Raw genomic sequence first — 18,269 nt, 5'->3', positions numbered from 1 at the left:
AACACGCCTCACGCTGCACCTATAAAAACAATTATCAGGGGCGCCCGGAGCACGGGTTGCCCGAGGTCACTTCAATGTCCAAGCATGCATCCTCTGCTGCCGCTGTTCAGGGTTCCGATTCGGCTGTGAAAAGCCAGAGCGACAAGGGAAGTCGCTATTTCCAATTGATGTTGCTGGTGCTCGCCGCCGGCGCGATCTATCCGATTCTGTACCTGCGTCAGGTCTATCAAACGACCATGCTCGAGGTGTTCCAGATCAACCACAGCGAGCTGGGTTATCTGTACTCGATGCTTGGCACGATCTTCCTGCTCAGTTACTTGCCGAGCGGCTGGCTGGCCGATCGCATCGCACCGCGCTTTTTGATTTTCTTCTCGCTGGTGGCCACTGGTGCCTTGGGCCTTTGGTATTCCACTGCGCCTTCGATGACCGGGCTGATGATCATCTTCGGCTGCTGGGGTTTGACCACCGGTTTGACCTTCTGGGCCTCGGTACTCAAACGCGTGAAAATGATTGCGCATCACACCGAGCAGGGCCGGTTCTTCGGCATTCTCGACGGTGGTCGCGGCTTGGTCGAAGCGTTGCTGGCGACGGTTGCACTGGGCTTGTTTGCCTTCGCCACGGAGACCCGTGGCGAGTCGACCGCCGAAGGCTTCAGACATGTGGTTTACCTGTACGCCTTCACCTGTATCGTCATCGGTTGTCTGCTGGTGCTGATCAAGGACCCGAAGTCGATGGAAGACACGCCAGCGGTGGAGAAGGGCAAGTTCAATCTGCTCGCCGACCTGACCACGCTGGTGAAAATCCCTGAGCTGTGGCTGGTCACCGCCATCGTGTTCTGCGGTTATCACATCTTCTGGGCCACCTACAGTTTCTCCGACTATCTGCAAGGCAGCGGCATGACCGCCGTCATGGCTGGCACGATTACCACGATCAAACTCTGGATGCGTCCGATCGGTGGCATTGGCGGCGGCTGGCTGGGCGACAAGTTCTCGAATATTTCGGTGCTGATCGTCGCGCTGTTGCTGGCGAGTCTGGCGATCGTCGGGCTGATCGTGTTTCCCGCGCTCAACAGCATCGGTCTGTTGATTGCCACGGTGATTTTCATCGGCCTGATGACTTACGCGATTCGCGGTCTGTACTGGGCGATTCTCGACAGTTGCAACATTCCGCTGCGCATCACCGGTCTGGCCATCGGCATCGTCTCGGTGGTCGGCTACATGCCGGATGCCTTTATTCCGCTGATCAACGGCTACCTCACCGAGCACTTTCCCGGTGCCCTCGGCTACAAGCTCTACTTCGGCTACATCGCCACTATCGGTCTGGTCGGCACCCTCGCTGCCGTGACCCTGCGTGCCCGAATCAATCGTCAATCTTCGAAAAAAGCAGGTGCCTGAGATGAAAATCATCGCCCTTGAAACCCATATCGTTGCCGTACCGCCACCGCACATCGGCGGCATGTACTGGCTGTTCGTCAAGCTCAAGACCGACTGCGGAATCGAAGGTGTCGGCGAGATCTACGCCGCGACCTTTGGCCCGAAAGCCATGCTGCCGATCATCGAAGACGTGTTCGAACGCTACCTGCTCAATCATGATCCGCACCACATCGAACGTTTCTTTCGCCAAGCCTATTCCAGCGGATTCACCCAGCGTCCCGACCTGACCATGATGGGTGTGGTCAGCGGTCTGGAGATGGCCTGCTGGGACATCATCGGCAAAGCGGCGAACAAGCCGGTGTACGAACTGCTCGGCGGCAAGGTCAACGAACGCCTGCGTTCCTACACCTACCTGTACCCGGTCAACAGCCGTGGCGAGTACGACTACGACGACCCGGATCTGGCCGCCGAATGCGCCATCGACAACATGAACAAAGGCTTCACCGCCGTGAAGTTCGACCCGGCCGGACCTTACACCGCGTACTCCGGGCACCAGATTTCCCTGGAAGTGCTGGAGCGCTGCGAAACCTTCTGCCGCAAGATTCGTGAAGCGGTGGGCGACAAGTGCGATCTGCTGTTCGGCACCCACGGGCAGATGGTGCCGTCGTCGGCAATCCGCCTGGCCAAGCGCCTGGAGAAATACGACCCGCTGTGGTTCGAAGAGCCGGTGCCGCCGGGTCAGGAAGAGGCCATGGCGCAAGTCGCGGCGAAGACCAGCATCCCGATTGCCACCGGCGAGCGCCTGACCACCAAGTACGAATTTTTCAAGCTGTTGCAGGCCGGCGGCGCGTCGATTCTGCAGATGAACGTGGCGCGCTGCGGCGGCCTGCTCGAAGCCAAGAAGATCGCCAGCATGGCCGAAGCCTACTACGCGCAAATCGCCCCGCATCTGTACAACGGGCCAATTGGTGCGGCGGCGAGTTTCCAGTTGGCGACCTGCACACCGAACTTCCTGATTCAGGAAAGCATCGAGACCTGGGGCGGCTTTCACGCCGAAGTACTGACCAAACCGTTGCAGTGGGAAGACGGCTACATCATTCCCTCCAGCGAGCCGGGTCTTGGGGTCGAGCTGAACATGGACGTGGTGCGCCGGCATTCGCCGTACACCGGTGAGCGGCTGCACCTGCAGATGGCGCCGACCCCAGCGGATGTGAAAGACACCTCGCCAGCTCGCGGCTGACACGGCAGGCGCAGTTCCTGTGGGAGCGAGCCGAATTTTGAACAACGACTTACGCGGTAACCGTGCATGACATACGACTACATCATCGCTGGCGCTGGCGCCGCTGGCTGCGTGCTGGCCAACCGGCTCTCGGCCTCGGGCAAACACACCGTGCTGTTGCTGGAAGCCGGCGGCAAAGACAGCTCGCTGTGGTTCAAGATCCCGGTCGGCTTTGCCAAAATGTATTACAACCCGACCTTCAACTGGATGTATTACAGCCAGCCACAAAAGCAATTGGGCAACCGCGAAATCTACGCCCCGCGCGGCAAAGTGCAGGGCGGTTCCGGGTCGATCAACGCGATGATCTACGTGCGCGGCCAGGCTCATGACTTTGATGATTGGGCCGCCAATGGCAACGACGGTTGGGGCTTCAAGGATGTGTTGCCGTACTTCCGCAAACTGGAAAACCATCCGTTGGGCGACAGCGAATATCACGGTGGCAGCGGCCCGATCAGTATTACGCCGATGAAGGGCCAGACGCATCCGATCTGCGATGTGTTCCTTGAGGGCTGCTCGGAACTCGGCTATCCGCGCAGTGAAGATTTCAACGGGGCAAAGTTCGAAGGGGCGGGTCTCTACGACGTCAACACCAAAAACGGTCAGCGCTGCTCCAGCAGCTTCGCGCATCTGCATCCGGCACTGAAGCGGCCGAACCTGACCGTCGAGCATTTCGCGCTGGTGGATCGGGTGTTGTTTGATGATGCGCAACAACGTGCGAGCGGGATCTCGATTACTCAGCATGGCGTGGTGCGAACCTTCACCGCACGCAAGGAAGTGATCCTGTGCGCCGGTGCGGTCGACACGCCGAAGATCCTGCAATTGTCCGGCGTGGCGGACAGCGCGTTGCTGGCCAGGCACGGCATTCCTCTGGTCAGACACCTGCCGGCCGTGGGGCAGAACCTGCAGGATCACCTGTGCGCCAGCTATTACTACAAGGCCAATATCCCGACGCTTAACGATGAGCTGAGTTCGCTGTTCGGTCAGTTCAAACTCGGCGTGAAATACCTGCTGACGCGCAAGGGCGCCCTGGCCATGAGCGTCAATCAGGCCGGTGGTTTTTTCCGTGGCGACGCGCAGCAGAATCATCCGAACCTGCAGCTGTATTTCAACCCGCTGTCGTACCAGATTCCGAAAAACAACAAGGCCAGCCTCAAGCCCGAGCCGTATTCCGGCTTCCTGCTGTGCTTCAATCCGTGCCGGCCGACCAGTCGTGGGCATATCGAGATCGCCTCGAAAAATCCCCGGGATGCGGCGCTGATCGATCCGAACTACCTGAGCACGCAAAAGGACATCGACGAGGTCATTCAGGGTAGTCGTCTGATGCGCAAGATCATGAACGCTCCGGCGCTCAAGAGCATCACGGTAGATGAGGTTTTACCGGGGCCAGCGGTGGAAACTGACGAGCAGATGTTGCAGTACTTCCGCGATAACTGTGGCTCGATCTATCACCTCTGTGGTTCGTGCGCGATGGGCGTTGACGAGCAGACGTCGGTGGTTGACAAGCGGCTGAAGGTGCACGGTTTCGACGGGCTGCGGATTGTTGATGCGTCGATTTTTCCGAATGTGACCTCGGGCAATACTCACGCAGCGGTGTTGATGGTGGCGGAGAAGGGCGCGGATCTGATTTTGCAGGATGTGTAATGAGTGGTGACAGTTGCGCGCGAGGGTTTTCAGCGGTGTGCACTAGGCTTTTGAGGGGCGGTCGATAGTCAGATCGACCGGTCTTTCAAGGAGCCTCGGATCATGGATGATCTGGTCAAAGAAGTTATTCCGCTGTTGCAGTACCTGATTCCCGGTTTTTTGTCGGCGTGGATTTTTTATTCGCTGACGGCTTTCAAACGACCCGATACGTTTGGGCAGATCGTGCAGGCGTTGATTTTTACGTTTGTGATTCAGGGCGCGGTTTTGGGGATTGGGGCAATTTGTCTGTGGGTGGGTTCGAAAGGCTTTTCTGTAGGGAAATGGGATGCTCGGGCGGAAGCGTTGTGGGCATTTATTGTTTCAGTATGTCTCGCCGGGCTTTTCTGTTATTTGGCTTCAAACGGGATGTTGCATGTGTGGCTACGCAAGCGACACCTGACACGCAAAAGCTCCCATCCTAGCGAGTGGTACAGCGCTTTTGAGCGACAGGATCGCCTTGTCACTTTGCAACTGAATGACGAGAGGCGATTGTTTGGCTGGCCTTTGGAGTGGCCCTCAGGTCCATCGGAAGGGCAATTTATCTTGCTAAATCCACAATGGCTTGGCGATGGTGGCGAGCTGATCACTTTTGGCGCCGAATTAATGGTGATAGATTCCTCAAAAGTTCAGTGGGTCGAATTCAATTCTGTCGAGGAGGTTGTTTCATGAGCGCAAAAGCACCCAATCCCATGCCACCTCACGTGGCGCGTCTCTTCGTGGGCCCAGACGGCAAGCCATTGGCAAAACCGCTGGTCAAAGGCCCGAGCGCGCCCCCTCCACCAAAGCGCTGATCAGCACCGTCAACCTTTCATCCCCACCCCTCAGCCACCGCCCGGCGAATCGCTTCCAGCAACATCGCAAACGCCGGGTTGTCGTTGTTCTCCCGCCAGATCAGATGCAGCTCGCTCTGCACCCCTTCGCCCAGATCGATATCGCGAAACACCACATTCCTGAACACCACACTGGTCGCACAACGCGGCACCAGCGCCAGACCCATCCCGGCATTCACCAGTGCCAGAATCGTCAGCGACGACCCCAACCACTGCACGTAATCCGGTGCAACCCGGGCCGAGCGCAGCATGCCGGTCAGCAGTTCGTTGAACGGCGGATAAGCGGCGTGGGAATACATCAGAAATGGCTGCTTATCCAGGTCACTTACGGCCACTTCAGCCGCGCTCGCCAATGGATGACCACTCGGTACCGCCAGTATAAACGGCTCGCGCACCAGACATTCAGTGGCATATCCCGGCTCGAGTAATGGCGCACGGGCGATGCCCAAATCGATGCGTCGCGCGCGCAGGGCTTCATGCTGCTGGTAAGTGTTCTTCTCCGACAGATCGATTTTCACCTGCGGCTGTTTCAGTCGCGCCTCGGCGATGACCTTGGGCAGAAACTCATACACCGCGCTGCCGACAAAACTGATGTTCACCGACCCGATGTCGCCCTCGGCAAACCGCCGGGCGGTGACTGCCGCTTGCTGCGCGCGCTCGAGCAGGTTCTGTGCTTCGATGAAAAAAGCCCGGCCGGCGGCGGTCAGCGCGACGCTGCGGGTGCTGCGGGTGAACAGTTCGACGCCCAAGTGATGCTCAAGCAACTGGATCTGCCGGCTCAGCGGCGGCTGCGTCATGTTCAGTCGCTCGGCGGCGCGGCGAAAGTTGAGTTCGGTGGCGACAGTGGTGAAGCAGCGCAGCTGAGTCAGTTCGAACATTGATCTAATCCGGGTATCAATCGAATGCCAAGTTAGATTAGACGGGATCAATGATCGCCGTCCATGATCGGTCCATCGCTTTACGCCATCCCTAAAAAAACAAGATCGGGAGTCGCCCCTTGAAAACCCTCCAGAGTCCGCTGGGCGTCACGGTACTCGCCCGTGCCGCCGCCAAGGTCAAGCGCCACGTGTTGCCGCTGTTCGTGGTGATGTTCATCGTCAACTACATCGATCGGGTCAACATCGGTTTCGTGCGCAGCCACATGGAAACCGATCTGGGCATCGGCGCGGCGGCTTACGGCCTCGGCGCCGGTTTGTTCTTTGTGGGCTACGCACTGTTCGAAGTGCCGTCCAACATGCTCCTGCAACGTTATGGCGCGCGGGTGTGGCTGACGCGGATCATGTTCACCTGGGGCGCCGCCGCCATGGCCATGGCGTTTGTCCGAGGCGAAACCAGTTTCTATGTGCTGCGCTTTATTCTCGGCGCGGCGGAGGCGGGGTTCTTTCCGGGGATCATTTACTACTTCACGCAGTGGCTGCCGGCCTCCGAGCGCGGCAAGACCATGGCAGTGTTTCTCAGCGGTTCGGCGATTGCTTCGGTGATCTCCGGCCCGGTGTCCGGTGCGCTGCTGCACATCAGCGGGTTGGGCCTGCATGGCTGGCAGTGGATGTTCTTGATCGAGGGCGCGGCGTCGGTGGTGCTCTGCGGGTTTGTCTGGTTCTGGCTGCAATCGCATCCGCGTCAGGCGAAGTGGCTGAGCGAAGAAGAACGCGAAGCGCTGGTGGCGGCGATTGCCGAGGAGCAGCGCGCTCGTGAGGCGGTGCAAGTGGCCAAACCGTCGATGTTCAAACTGTTGGCGGATCGGCAGATCGCGCTGTTCTGTTTCATCTACTTCTCCATTGCCCTGACCATTTACGGCGCGACGTTCTGGCTGCCAAGCATGATCAAGAAGATGGGCAATCTCGGTGACTTCCAGGTCGGCCTGCTCAATTCGATTCCGTGGATCATTTCGATTGTTGCCATGTACGGCTTCGCGGCGATGGCCGGCAAGTGGAAATTCCAGCAAGCCTGGGTCGCGCTGACGCTGGTGATTGCGGCGATCGGCATGTTCATGTCGACCACTGGCGGGCCGATTTTCGCCTTCGTCGCGATCTGCTTCGCCGCCATCGGTTTCAAGGCAGCGTCGGCATTGTTCTGGCCGATTCCGCAAAGCTATCTGGATGCGCGCATCGCCGCTGCGGTGATAGCGCTGATCAACTCTATCGGCAATCTCGGCGGTTTCGTCGCACCGACTGCATTTGGTTTTCTTGAACAAACCACCGGCTCTATCGAGGGCGGCCTGTATGGCTTGGCTGGCACGTCGCTGGTCGCGGCGGTGGTGATCTTCTTCGCCCGTACGGCGCCTGGCGCGAAAGGCAAAAACCTCGCAAAGCCGCATGAGGTCACCGCCGTTGTCGCGACGGCCGGCCCGGCTGCGAGCCATTGAATTGATTGTTGATCTGTCAGGAGCGTTATCTTGAAAATCACCCGCGTCACCGTGACCCCGATTGCCTTCCGCGATCCGCCGCTGCTCAACGCCAGCGGCATCCACGAACCCTTTGCGCTGCGCTCGATCATCGAGATTGAAAGCGACAACGGCTACATCGGCCTCGGCGAAAGCTATGGCGATGCCCCGGCGCTGGCGATCCAGCAGCAGTTGCAGTCTCAGCTGATCGGCCTTGATCCGTTCAACCTCAACCAGTTGCGCGCGATCGTGCAGGCCACCGTTGCCGCCAATAAACCTGCGAGCCTTGCCGGGGCCGAACTGGCGCCCGGTTCCCACGCCAGCAAAGCGGTGAGCAATGCCTATTCGGCGTTCGAAGTGGCGTTTCTCGATTTGCAGGCGCATTACCTGAATGTGCCGCTGGTGGACCTGCTCGGCGGTGCTATTCGTGATGAAGTGCCGTTCAGCGCCTATCTGTTTTTCAAGTACGCGCAGCATGTCGATTCGCCGTACAAACCGGACAACTGGGGCGAGGCGCTCAGCGAGCAACAAATCGTCGCGCAGGCCGCGCGGATGATCGAGGCGTACGGGTTCAAAAGCATCAAACTCAAGGCCGGCACGTTGCCGCCGGAGCATGAAGTGGCGTGCATCAAGGCGCTGAAAAAAGCCTTTCCGGGTTATCCACTGCGCATCGACCCAAATGGCAACTGGTCGCTGGAAACGTCTATTCGCATGGCCGAATTGCTCGGCGACGACCTGCAGTATTACGAAGATCCGACACCGGGCCTCGATGGCATGGCCGAGCTGCACAAACGCACCGGCCTGCCACTGGCGACCAACATGGTGGTCACCGACTTCGACGAGTTCCGTCGCAGTGTCGCGCAGAACAGCGTGCAGATTGTTCTCGCCGACCACCATTACTGGGGCGGCCTGCGCGACACGCAGACGCTGGCGAAGATGTGCGACGTGTTTGGTCTCGGCGTGTCGATGCATTCCAATTCACACCTGGGCATCAGCCTGATGGCGATGGCGCATGTGGCGGCGGCGGTGCCGAATCTGGATTACGCCTGCGACACCCATTACCCGTGGCAGGAGCCGGATGAAGAGGTGATCAAGGGCGGCAAACTGCCGATTGTCGATGGCTGCGTGAAGATCACCCGCGCGCCGGGGCTTGGGCTGGAACTGGATCATGAGCAGTTGGGCAAGCTGCATGATCAGTACCTGACCTGTGGGATTCGTCAGCGCGATGATGTGCGGCAGATGCAGCGCTATAAGCCGGACTGGCAGGCGGTTAAACCGAGGTTTTGATGTCGTTCTCGCTGGCCTCTTCGCGAGCAAGCTCGCTCCCACATTTGATCTGTGGCGTTCACAAATCCTTTGTGGGAGCGAGCTTGCTCGCGAAGGGGGCGACTCAGTCTTTCAGAGTGTATGAATCAGCCAATCCCGAAACGCTTTCAGCGACGGCAAATTCTCATTGCGCGGCGGATACACCAGGTAATAGCTGCGCCGACTGGTAATCGGCTCGCCCAGTTGTAGCAACTCGCCGCTGAGCAACTCATCCTCCACCAGAATCCTCGGTACCAAACCGACACCAATATTCGCCCGCACCGCCTGAATCAAGTGCGAGGTCATTTCAAAGCTCGGCCCGATGCGCATGCTGCGGTGCGGCAAACCGTGATGGCTGAACCATTCCGCCCACGCCTGGGCATTGCTGCTGACATTGAGCAGCAGTTGCCCGGCAATCTGCTGTTCGGCGTCATTGCGCTCGGCTTCGGACAATTGCGCACTGGCAATCACCACCAGTTCTTCAGTGTGCAAGGGCAGGGCGGTCAGCCCTGGCCATTCACCGCCACCGACGCAGATCGCCGCATCGATTTCGCTGGTATCGAAGTCGATTGCGCCGATACGCGAATGCAAATGCACGGTCATGCCCGGGTGCGCGGTGTAGAAATCCTTCAGACGCGGCAGCAACCATTTCGAACCGAAAGTCGGCAGCGTCGCCAGGCGCAAACTGTGGACGCCCGAACCAAACGCCATCGCCTGCAAGGTCGCGCTGCGAATCTGCCCAAGCGCTTCGGCGAGTTCGCGCTGATACATGCGCCCGACATCGGTGAGCACCACTTGCCGGCCTTCGCGGCTGAACAAACGCATGCCGAGCATCTTCTCGAGAATCTGCACCTGACGGCTGACCGCACTCTGCGTCAGCGACAGTTCATGGGCGGCGCGGGTGTAGCTTTCGTGGCGCGCAGCGGCCTCGAAAGCCAGCAATAGCGACATGGAAGGGGTGAGCGTGCGCGGATTCATTCGTAAAAGTCATCAATAGCGGGTCGAATTTACGGTTGTCCCAGCGTTCGCCAGCAATGAACATGGGCACCATGAGATGGCGGAGCCTGACGCAATCATTCGTTGCGTACAACTGTTCACCGCCACGCGGCCCGATTTTGACCGAGATAACCTGACCGATGATTGCCCAGCTGTCCCCCGCCAAAACCCTGACCAGCGATTACCAGCAGTTCCTCCAAGCCCTGAAAGCCAGCGGTTTTCGCGGTGAGATCAGCGCCGATTACGCCAGTCGTGTGGTGCTGGCGACCGACAACTCGATCTATCAGCGCCTGCCGCAAGCGGCGGTGTTCCCGCTGGACGCCGAGGACGTGGCGCGGGTGGCGCGGTTGATCGCCGAGCCGGCGTACCAGCAAGTGGTGATCACCCCGCGCGGTGGCGGCACCGGCACCAACGGCCAATCGCTGACGGACGGCATCGTCGTCGATCTGTCGCGGCACATGAACCGCATCCTCGAAATCAACGTTGAGGAACGCTGGGTGCGGGTGCAGGCCGGGGTGGTCAAGGATCAGCTCAACGCCGCGTTGAAATCCGCCGGGCTGTTTTTCGCCCCGGAACTGTCGACCTCCAACCGCGCCACCGTCGGCGGCATGATCAACACCGACGCCAGCGGTCAGGGCAGTTGCACCTACGGCAAGACCCGCGACCACGTGCTCGAACTCGACATGATTTTGCGCGGCGGTGAGCGCCTGCACGGTTTACCACTTGAAGAAAGTGAGCTTGAAGCGCTGTGTGCCCGCGAAGATCGCGTCGGTGAGGTCTATCGCTGCGCGCGGCAGATCATTGATGAACAGGGCGAACTGATCAAACAACGTTTTCCCGATCTCAACCGCTGCCTGACCGGTTATGACCTCGCGCACCTGCGTGAGGCGGACAACCGCTTCAACCTCAACAGTGTGTTGTGCGGTGCCGAGGGCTCATTGGGTTTTGTGGTTGAGGCGCGGCTGAATGTGTTGCCGATCCCCAAGCACACGATGTTGGTGAACATTCGCTACGCCGGGTTCATGGACGCGTTGCGCGATGCGCGGGCCTTGATGGCGCTCAAGCCATTGTCGATCGAAACCGTCGACTCGAAAGTGTTGTTGCTGGCGATGCAGGACATCGTCTGGCACGGCGTCGCCGAGTATTTCCCGGAAAGCGCCGAGCGCCCGACCCTGGGCATCAATCTGGTGGAGTTCTGCGGCGACGATCCGGAGGATTTGCAGCGCCGGGTCGAAGCATTCGTCGAACACTTGAGCAACGACCGTACGGTCGAGCGCCTGGGTCATACGCTGGCGGTCGGTCACGCGGCAGTGAACAAGGTCTACGGCATGCGCAAACGCGCGGTGGGCCTGCTCGGCAACGTCGCCGGAGAGGCGCGGCCGCAGCCGTTCGTTGAAGACACTGCGGTGCCGCCGCAGCACCTGGCCGAGTACATTGCCGAGTTGCGCGACCTGCTCGACAGCCATGGTTTGCAGTACGGCATGTTCGGTCATGTCGACGCGGGCGTGCTGCACGTGCGGCCGATTCTCGACATGAAAGACCCGCAGCAAGCGGCGCTGGTGCGTCCGGTGTCCGATGGCGTCGCCGCGTTGACCCAGCGTTATGGCGGCTTGTTGTGGGGCGAGCACGGCAAGGGCTTGCGTTCGGAATACGCGCCGGCGTTTTTCGGTGAGCTGTATCCGGCACTGCAAGCCTTGAAGGCCGCGTTCGACCCGTTCAACCAGTTCAACCCGGGCAAAATTGCCACCCCGGCGAACACCGGCGCGGCACTGCTGAAAATCGACGAAGTCACTTTGCGTGGTGAGCTGGATCGGCAGATCGACGAAAAAGTCTGGCAGAGCTACGGCGCGGCCATGCACTGCAACGGTAACGGCGCCTGCTACAACTTCGACCCTGATGACGCCATGTGCCCGTCGTGGAAAGCCACCCGTGAACGCGCTCAGTCGCCCAAGGGCCGCGCCTCGTTGATCCGCGAGTGGCTGCGTTTGCAGGGCGAGGCGGGTGTCGATGTGTTGTCCGAGGCGATTCGCAAGCCGGCGTTTTTCAGCACGTTGTGGCAGCGCTGGCGCAACAGTCGTGCGCAGGCCGAAGATTTCTCCCACGAAGTCTATGACGCCATGGCCGGTTGCCTGGCGTGCAAGTCCTGCGCGGGGCAGTGCCCGGTCAAGGTCAACGTGCCGGAGTTTCGTTCGCGCTTTCTCGAGCTGTATCACAGTCGTTATCTGCGTCCGGCGCGGGATTATCTGATTGCTTCGCTGGAGTACAGCATTCCGTACATGGCGCGAATTCCGGCGCTGTACAACGGGTTGATGGGCGCCTCATTCGTTCGCAGCATTCTGGAACGGGTCGGCGGCATGATCGATGTGCCGTTGCTCAGTCGTTTTGATTTCCATGCGGCGATGCGCCGTTGGCAGGTGCAACCGGCGAAGGTTTCGACCCTGTCGGCGCTGACCCCGGCGCAACGCGAGCGCAGCGTGGTCATCGTGCAGGATGCCTTCACGCGTTACTTCGAAGCGCCGCTGTTGGCCGACCTGGTCGAGCTGATTTCGCGCCTCGGCTATCAGGTGTATCTGGCACCGTTCAGCGCCAACGGCAAGCCGTTGCATGTGCAGGGCTTCCTCTCGGCGTTCAACCGCGCGGCGCTGCGCAACGCCCGGCAGCTGCGTGAGTTGGCGGATGTGGGCGTGCCGTTGCTGGGCCTCGATCCGGCCATGACGTTGGTGTATCGCCAGGAATACCTGAAAGTGCCGGGCATGGAGCAATGCCCGGAAGTGGCGCTGGTGCAGGAGTGGTTGCTCAAGGTGATGCCAGAGCAGGCGGCGCAGGATAAAACCGCATCGTTCCGACTGCTCGCCCACTGCACCGAGAAAACCAATGCCCCGGCCGCGACTCGCCAGTGGGAGCAGGTGTTCGAACGCGCCGGTTTGAAACTGGCCACCCAGGCCACTGGTTGCTGCGGCATGTCCGGCACTTACGGCCACGAAGCGCGCAATCGCGAAACTTCAGCGGTGATCTACGAGCAGTCGTGGGCCCGTCAGGTAGACGCGCCGGCGCAGAAGGGCGAAGCACTGGCGACCGGTTACTCTTGCCGCAGTCAGGTCAAGCGCCAGTCGGATCAGGCACTGCGCCATCCGTTGCAGGTGCTGCTTGAGGTTCAGCGTCGCTGAGGTCGCCGCCGGTGTCCTTGTCCCAGATCAGGCGCGGATCGAAACTCATCGCCGCCAGCATGGTGAACACCACGACCAGGCCGAAAAACAGAATGCCCGGTCGTGGTTCGATATCGCCCAGCGCCTGAAACTTCACCAATGCTGCGACCAGCGCCACCACTAGTACGTCGAGCATCGACCAATAGCCGATCAGCTCGACGAAACGGAACAGTTTCGAGCGCTCTTTGCGCGCCCAGGCGCTGTCGCGTTGCACGGTCACCAGCAGCAGCGTCAGGGCCACGAACTTGACGCCCGGCACGGCGATACTGGCGATGAAAATGATCAGGGCGATGTCCCACGCGCCGTGTTCCCAGAACTCCAGCACGCCGCTCATGATTGTACTGTCGGCGCCACTGCCAAGCATGGTGGTGTTCATCACTGGCAGCAGATTGGCCGGCACGTAAAAGGCCAGCGCCGCGAGCATGTAGGCCCAGGTGCGCGCCAGTGAATTGGTCTTGCGTCGGTGCAGCGGCGCATCGCAGCGCGGGCATTCATGCGGCTCGTCGGTCATGTCACAGGCCAGGCCGCAGCTGTGGCACAGGCACAGATTGAGTTCGCTGGCAGTCGGTGGCCGTTTCATAGAATGTCCCAGAGGTCGCGGATATCGCGGCCGGCGATCCTGATCATCATCAGGCTCAGCACGGCCAGTGCGAACAGGCCGATGCCGGGCAATACATCAAGCAATCCCGCCAGTTTGAACACCGCCACCATCGCCCCCAGCAGGCACACTTCGAGCATGCTCCACGGCCGCAGGGTTTCCAGCCAGCGCATGCACAACTTGAAGCCCGGCGCACGTCGGGAGGACAGGGCGAAGCTCAGCACCCAGACCAGCAGCACCAGTTGAAACGCCGGGGCAATGATGATCGAAATCGCCGCCACCATCGCCATGAACGTGATCGGTCCCTGACTCAGCGCCAGCACCGAATCCCACAGCGTCGCGCTGTTCTTCAGGCCTTTGAGGCTGATGCTCATCACCGGATAGAAGTTGGCAAACAACCACAGCATCGCCGCCGTGAACGTCAGCGCCAGGCGCTGTTCGACGGTCAGACCGTTGAAACGCTGGAGGACGCCGCCGCAGCGCACGCAAGAGGTTTTCTGATGTTTGGCCAGCACGGCTTTTTCATACACGCAATCGCAGTGCTCGCAAATGATCAGGTGTTCGGTGTTGACCATGGACAACGCTCGACAGCAGGCCGCAAGGGCAGGGGACTTGATCACTATAGAAGCCTGAGGCCATTGGGCAACTTGCTCGGCTTGTTCGAATGGGATTTTCTGAGAATCACTATCGATTGGGCTTGGGTTTTTGCTGCTTGGTGTTATAAGGTAACGCAAATTTTCAGGGGTGTTGCTGTTGGGCACTCTGCCGTTATCCCTTCGACTGCGAAACGCTCATGACGATTGTGCTCCCTCGTTCTGCCCCGTTGGCCACCGGCCGGCTGCTGTCCATTGATGCCCTCAGAGGCCTGGTCATTTTGTTCATGCTGCTGGACCACGTGCGTGAAACGTTCTTGTTGCACCGTCAGGTCAGCGATCCGATGGACATTGCCAGCACCGAGCCCACGCTGTTTTTCAGCCGCACGTTGGCGCATCTGTGTGCGCCGGTGTTCGTGCTGCTGACCGGATTGTCGGCGTGGCTGTTCGGCGAAAAGTACGCGGGCAAGGCTGATGTCAGTGCGTTTCTGTTCAAACGCGGTCTGTTTCTGGTGCTGCTGGAGTTCACCCTGGTGAACGTTGCGTGGACCTTCCAGCTGCCGCCGAGCGTGATTTATCTGCAAGTGATCTGGGCGATTGGCCTGAGCATGATCGCCTTGTCGCTGCTGGTCTGGTTGCCGCGCTGGTTGTTGCTGACGTTGAGCCTGATGATCATTGCCGGGCACAACCTGCTCGACACTGTGCATTTCCCGGTGGCGTCGGCGCTGCATGTGCCTTGGGCGATTCTGCATGATCGCGGCTGGATCGACGTCAGCGACAACCTGCGTTTGCGCACGTCCTATCCGTTGTTGCCGTGGATCGGTGTGATCGGTCTGGGTTATGCGCTGGGGCCGTGGTTTGCTCGCGGCGTTGAAGCGGGTTTGCGTCAGTGCCACCTGCTGATCGCGGGTTGCGCGGGGCTGCTGGGCTTTGTCGGGCTGCGGCTGATCAACGGCTACGGCGAGAAACCGTGGGCCGTGGGCGACACGTCGGTGCAAACCCTGATGAGCTTTTTCAACATCACCAAGTACCCGCCGTCGTTGCTGTTTATCGCGCTGACCGTGAGCGTCGGGCTGTTGCTGCTATTGGCCTTCGAACGCTTGCAGGATCGTCGCTGGATTCGCTGGCTGACCGTGTTCGGCTCAGCGCCGATGTTTTTCTATCTGCTGCATCTGTATGCGTTGAAGGTGTTGTACCTGATCGGCGTGGCGCTGTTCGGACTTAATCAGGGCAGTTACTTCGGTTTCTCCTCGGTCGCTGCGATCTGGTTAGCCGCCATCGTTCTGGCGATTGCATTGTTCCCAGCAGTGCGCTGGTTCTCGGCGTTGAAGGCCCGTCGCCGCGATATCACTTGGCTGAAATACCTGTAGGCAGCCGATTGTGGGAGGGAATCTTCTCGCGAAAGCGGTGGGTCAGTGGCAATTAAGCTGCCTGACTTACCGCCTTCGCGAGCAAGCTCGCTCCCACATTGGATGGGGTTGAATCAGTTGAATTGACATGGCGCACCCCCCATGTGGGAGCGAGCTTGCTCGCGAATACGGTGCGTCTGCAACCGATGTGTTGGCTGACACTACGCTTTCGCGAGCAGGCTCGCTCCCACAGGGTTTTACGGTGTCTGGATTATTTGCGATCCAGCCACACGGTTTGCGCGTTGCAGAACTCGCGTACGCCGAAGTGCGACAGTTCGCGGCCGAAACCGCTCTTCTTTACGCCGCCAAAGGTCACGCGCGGATCGCTGGCGGAGTAGCCGTTGATGAACACGCCGCCAGTCTCCAGTTCGTTGGTCAGTTGCTGGGCCAGTGCCACGTTGGCGGTGTAGATCGTTGCGGTCAGGCCGAACTCGCTGTCGTTGGCCAGTGCTACGGCATGCGCGCAATCACGGGCGGTGATGATCGACGCGACCGGGCCGAACAGTTCCTGTTTGAACGAGGTCATGCGGTCGGTGACGTCGGCCAGCACGGTCGGCTCGTAGTAATTGCCCGGGCCTTCGGACTTGCCCCCGCCGAGCAGCAGGGTGGCGCCTTCTTCCAGAGTGTCGCGCACTTGCTGGTCGAGTTCGTCACGCAGGTCGAAGCGTGCCATCGGACCGATGTAGGTCTCGGCGGACAGCGGATCACCGACCTTCAACTTGCGCGTGGCTTCGACGAACTTGCGGGTAAATTCTTCGACCACGCCTTCTTCGATGATCAATCGTTTGGCCGCCGCGCAGACTTGGCCGGAGTTCTGGTAGCGACCAATAACGGCGGCTTGTACCGCCTCATCCAGATCGGCGTCGTTGAGCACGATGAATGGATCGGAGCCGCCGAGTTCCAGCACGCATTTCTTCAGTGCGGCACCGGCCTGAGCGCCGATGGCCATACCGGCACGCACGCTACCGGTCAGGGTCACGGCGGCAATGCGTGGGTCAGCGATGGCGGTGGAAACGCCTTCCGGGGTGACGTTGATCACTTCAAACACGCCATCAGCGAAACCGGCGCGGGTGAAGGCGTCGCGCAACAGATAGGCGCTGCCCATCACGTTCGGCGCATGCTTGAGCACGTAAGTATTGCCGGCGATCAGCGCTGGAACCGCGCCGCGCAGCACTTGCCAGATCGGGAAGTTCCACGGCATTACCGCGAGAATCGGGCCGAGCGGGCGGTATTCGATGCGCGCCTTGCCACCTTCAACCTGCGTCGGTTCGGCGTCGAGCATCGCCGGGCCGTGTTCGGCGTACCACTCGCAGAGCTTGGCGCATTTTTCGATTTCACCACGTGCCTGGGCGATGGGCTTGCCCATTTCCTGAGTGATCATCGTGGCCATGGCCTCGCTGGTTTCACGCAGCGCACCGGCCAGTGCGGTCAACAAGCGCGAACGATCCTGCAACGGCTTGCGCTTCCATTTGCCAAAGCCGTAAGCGGCGCGAGTCAGCGCGGCGTCGAGGGCGGCGGCGGATTCAAATGCGTAATGACCGATCTGCTCGCCCGTGGCGGGGTTGATCGAGATGGCGTGGGTCTGGCTGGAAATCTGGCTCATGGCATCGTCCTGCAGGTTCGTCGGATGAGCCTAGAGTAGGGTGGTGTTTGTTTTCTGGAAACTGAATAATAAAGATCGTTTCTTTCACGATTGGAGAATGATTGTGGATCTGGTGCAGCTGGAAATCTTCAAAGCCGTTGCCGAACACGGCAGCATCAGCGCCGCCGCCGCGCAGATCCATCGCGTGCCGTCGAACCTGACCACGCGGATCAAGCAGCTCGAGCAGGATCTGGGTGTTGATCTGTTTATCCGTGAGAAAAGTCGTTTGCGCCTGTCGCCGGCGGGGTGGAGTTTTCTTGAGTATGCGCGACGGATTCTCGACTTGGTTCAGGAGGCGCGTGCAACGGTGGCGGGTGAAGAACCGCAAGGCGCGTTTCCGTTGGGTTCGCTGGAAAGCACAGCGGCGGTGCGCATCCCCGAATTGCTCGCGGCGTATAACCAATTGCACCCGAAAGTTGATCTCGACCTCTCGACGGGGCCCTCGGGGACGATGATCGATGGCGTGCTCTCCGGACGCTTGGCCGCTGCGTTTGTCGACGGCCCGGTGCTGCATCCGACGCTGGAAGGCGTGCCGGCGTTCGAAGAGGAAATGGTCATCATCGCGCCGCTCAATCACGCCCCCGTAAAACGTGCAGCGGATGTGAATGGCGAGAATATCTACGCCTTCCGCTCCAACTGTTCCTACCGTCATCACTTCGAAAAATGGTTCAGTACCGACGCGGCGGTGCCGGGCAAGATCTTCGAAATGGAGTCGTACCACGGCATGCTCGCCTGTGTCAGCGCCGGTGCCGGACTGGCGCTGATGCCGCGCAAAATGCTCCAGAGCATGCCGGGGAGTGCCACAGTCAGCGTTTGGCCATTGGCGGCGGACTTTCGTTATCTGACTACCTGGCTGGTGTGGCGACGGGGCACGGTGTCGCGCAGTCTGAGCATGTTTGTGCGCTTGCTGGAAGAGCGCGGTGTGGTGCGTGCAGAAGAGTAATTGACACTTTGTGTCATGGCTGTATCTTTATC

General features: G+C 60.0%; 14 protein-coding genes. 9 read left to right on the top strand and 5 right to left on the bottom strand.

The features are described from left to right. Positions 1–74 precede the first annotated feature (74 nt). The 4 genes from ACWR1S_RS04920 (at position 75) to ACWR1S_RS04905 (ending at position 5,001) form a co-directional block, all read left to right on the top strand. Positions 75–1,394: an MFS transporter gene (locus ACWR1S_RS04920; protein ID WP_454562637.1), complete on the top strand. Its 1,320-nt coding sequence runs from the start codon at positions 75–77 to the stop codon at positions 1,392–1,394. A 1-nt stretch (position 1,395) separates the two neighbouring features. Further along, complete coding sequence (locus ACWR1S_RS04915) at positions 1,396–2,613, top strand: mandelate racemase/muconate lactonizing enzyme family protein (protein ID WP_454562636.1); 1,218 nt, start codon at positions 1,396–1,398, stop codon at positions 2,611–2,613. A 66-nt stretch (positions 2,614–2,679) separates the two neighbouring features. Next, positions 2,680–4,293: a GMC family oxidoreductase gene (locus ACWR1S_RS04910; RefSeq protein WP_454562635.1), complete on the top strand. Its 1,614-nt coding sequence runs from the start codon at positions 2,680–2,682 to the stop codon at positions 4,291–4,293. Between the two features lie 102 nt (positions 4,294–4,395). Further along, complete coding sequence (locus ACWR1S_RS04905) at positions 4,396–5,001, top strand: DUF6338 family protein (protein ID WP_242206256.1); 606 nt, start codon at positions 4,396–4,398, stop codon at positions 4,999–5,001. Between the two features lie 139 nt (positions 5,002–5,140). On the opposite strand, the gene ACWR1S_RS04900 is transcribed toward ACWR1S_RS04905, so the two are convergent. Next, the gene (locus ACWR1S_RS04900) at positions 5,141–6,040 is read right to left on the bottom strand and encodes a LysR substrate-binding domain-containing protein (protein ID WP_454562634.1); all 900 of its coding nucleotides are present in this window, start codon (positions 6,038–6,040) and stop codon (positions 5,141–5,143) included. A gap of 119 nt (positions 6,041–6,159) precedes the next feature. Between ACWR1S_RS04900 and ACWR1S_RS04895 the strand changes: the two genes are divergently transcribed. Together ACWR1S_RS04895 and ACWR1S_RS04890 are read left to right on the top strand one after the other, a co-directional pair. Continuing rightward, positions 6,160–7,527 carry an MFS transporter gene (locus tag ACWR1S_RS04895; protein ID WP_454562633.1) on the top strand — a complete coding sequence of 456 codons (1,368 nt, stop codon included), beginning with the start codon at positions 6,160–6,162 and terminating at the stop codon, positions 7,525–7,527. A gap of 30 nt (positions 7,528–7,557) precedes the next feature. Then, entirely contained in the window at positions 7,558–8,832 is a 1,275-nt protein-coding gene (locus ACWR1S_RS04890; RefSeq protein ID WP_454562632.1) for a glucarate dehydratase family protein, read from the top strand. 111 nt (positions 8,833–8,943) lie between these two features. Here the strand turns inward: ACWR1S_RS04890 and ACWR1S_RS04885 are convergent, their stop codons facing one another. Continuing rightward, positions 8,944–9,828, bottom strand: a complete 885-nt coding sequence (locus ACWR1S_RS04885; RefSeq protein ID WP_454562631.1) for a LysR substrate-binding domain-containing protein — start codon at positions 9,826–9,828, stop codon at positions 8,944–8,946. Positions 9,829–9,986: 158 nt separating this feature from the next. On the opposite strand from ACWR1S_RS04885, the gene ydiJ reads away from it, so the two are divergent. Then, complete coding sequence (gene ydiJ, locus ACWR1S_RS04880; RefSeq protein ID WP_454562630.1) at positions 9,987–13,013, top strand: D-2-hydroxyglutarate dehydrogenase YdiJ; 3,027 nt, start codon at positions 9,987–9,989, stop codon at positions 13,011–13,013. On the opposite strand, the gene ACWR1S_RS04875 is transcribed toward ydiJ, so the two are convergent. After that, on the bottom strand, positions 12,946–13,632 hold the full coding sequence (locus ACWR1S_RS04875) for a paraquat-inducible protein A (RefSeq protein WP_454562629.1): 687 nt from the start codon (positions 13,630–13,632) through the stop codon (positions 12,946–12,948). The two genes, ydiJ and ACWR1S_RS04875, sit on opposite strands and share 68 nt — an antisense overlap. Next, positions 13,629–14,225: a paraquat-inducible protein A gene (locus ACWR1S_RS04870; RefSeq protein ID WP_038367946.1), complete on the bottom strand. Its 597-nt coding sequence runs from the start codon at positions 14,223–14,225 to the stop codon at positions 13,629–13,631. Before ACWR1S_RS04870 ends, ACWR1S_RS04875 begins: the two co-directional genes overlap by 4 nt. A 218-nt stretch (positions 14,226–14,443) precedes the next feature. On the opposite strand from ACWR1S_RS04870, the gene ACWR1S_RS04865 reads away from it, so the two are divergent. After that, a complete protein-coding gene (locus ACWR1S_RS04865; RefSeq protein ID WP_454562628.1) occupies positions 14,444–15,613 on the top strand; it encodes a DUF1624 domain-containing protein in 1,170 nt (389 codons plus the stop codon). A gap of 250 nt (positions 15,614–15,863) precedes the next feature. On the opposite strand, the gene ACWR1S_RS04860 is transcribed toward ACWR1S_RS04865, so the two are convergent. Next, the gene (locus ACWR1S_RS04860) at positions 15,864–17,255 is read right to left on the bottom strand and encodes an aldehyde dehydrogenase family protein (RefSeq protein ID WP_454562627.1); all 1,392 of its coding nucleotides are present in this window, start codon (positions 17,253–17,255) and stop codon (positions 15,864–15,866) included. Between the two features lie 103 nt (positions 17,256–17,358). Here ACWR1S_RS04860 and ptrR point away from each other — a divergent pair, with 103 nt between their 5' ends. Further along, on the top strand, positions 17,359–18,237 hold the full coding sequence (ptrR, locus tag ACWR1S_RS04855; protein ID WP_026000443.1) for a putrescine utilization regulator PtrR: 879 nt from the start codon (positions 17,359–17,361) through the stop codon (positions 18,235–18,237). Positions 18,238–18,269: the final 32 nt, after the last annotated feature.

Source organism: Pseudomonas sp. AIG (genome assembly GCF_977020205.1).
The sequence above is the reverse complement of the archived record's forward strand: the minus strand, read 5'-3'. Positions and strand labels throughout refer to the sequence as shown.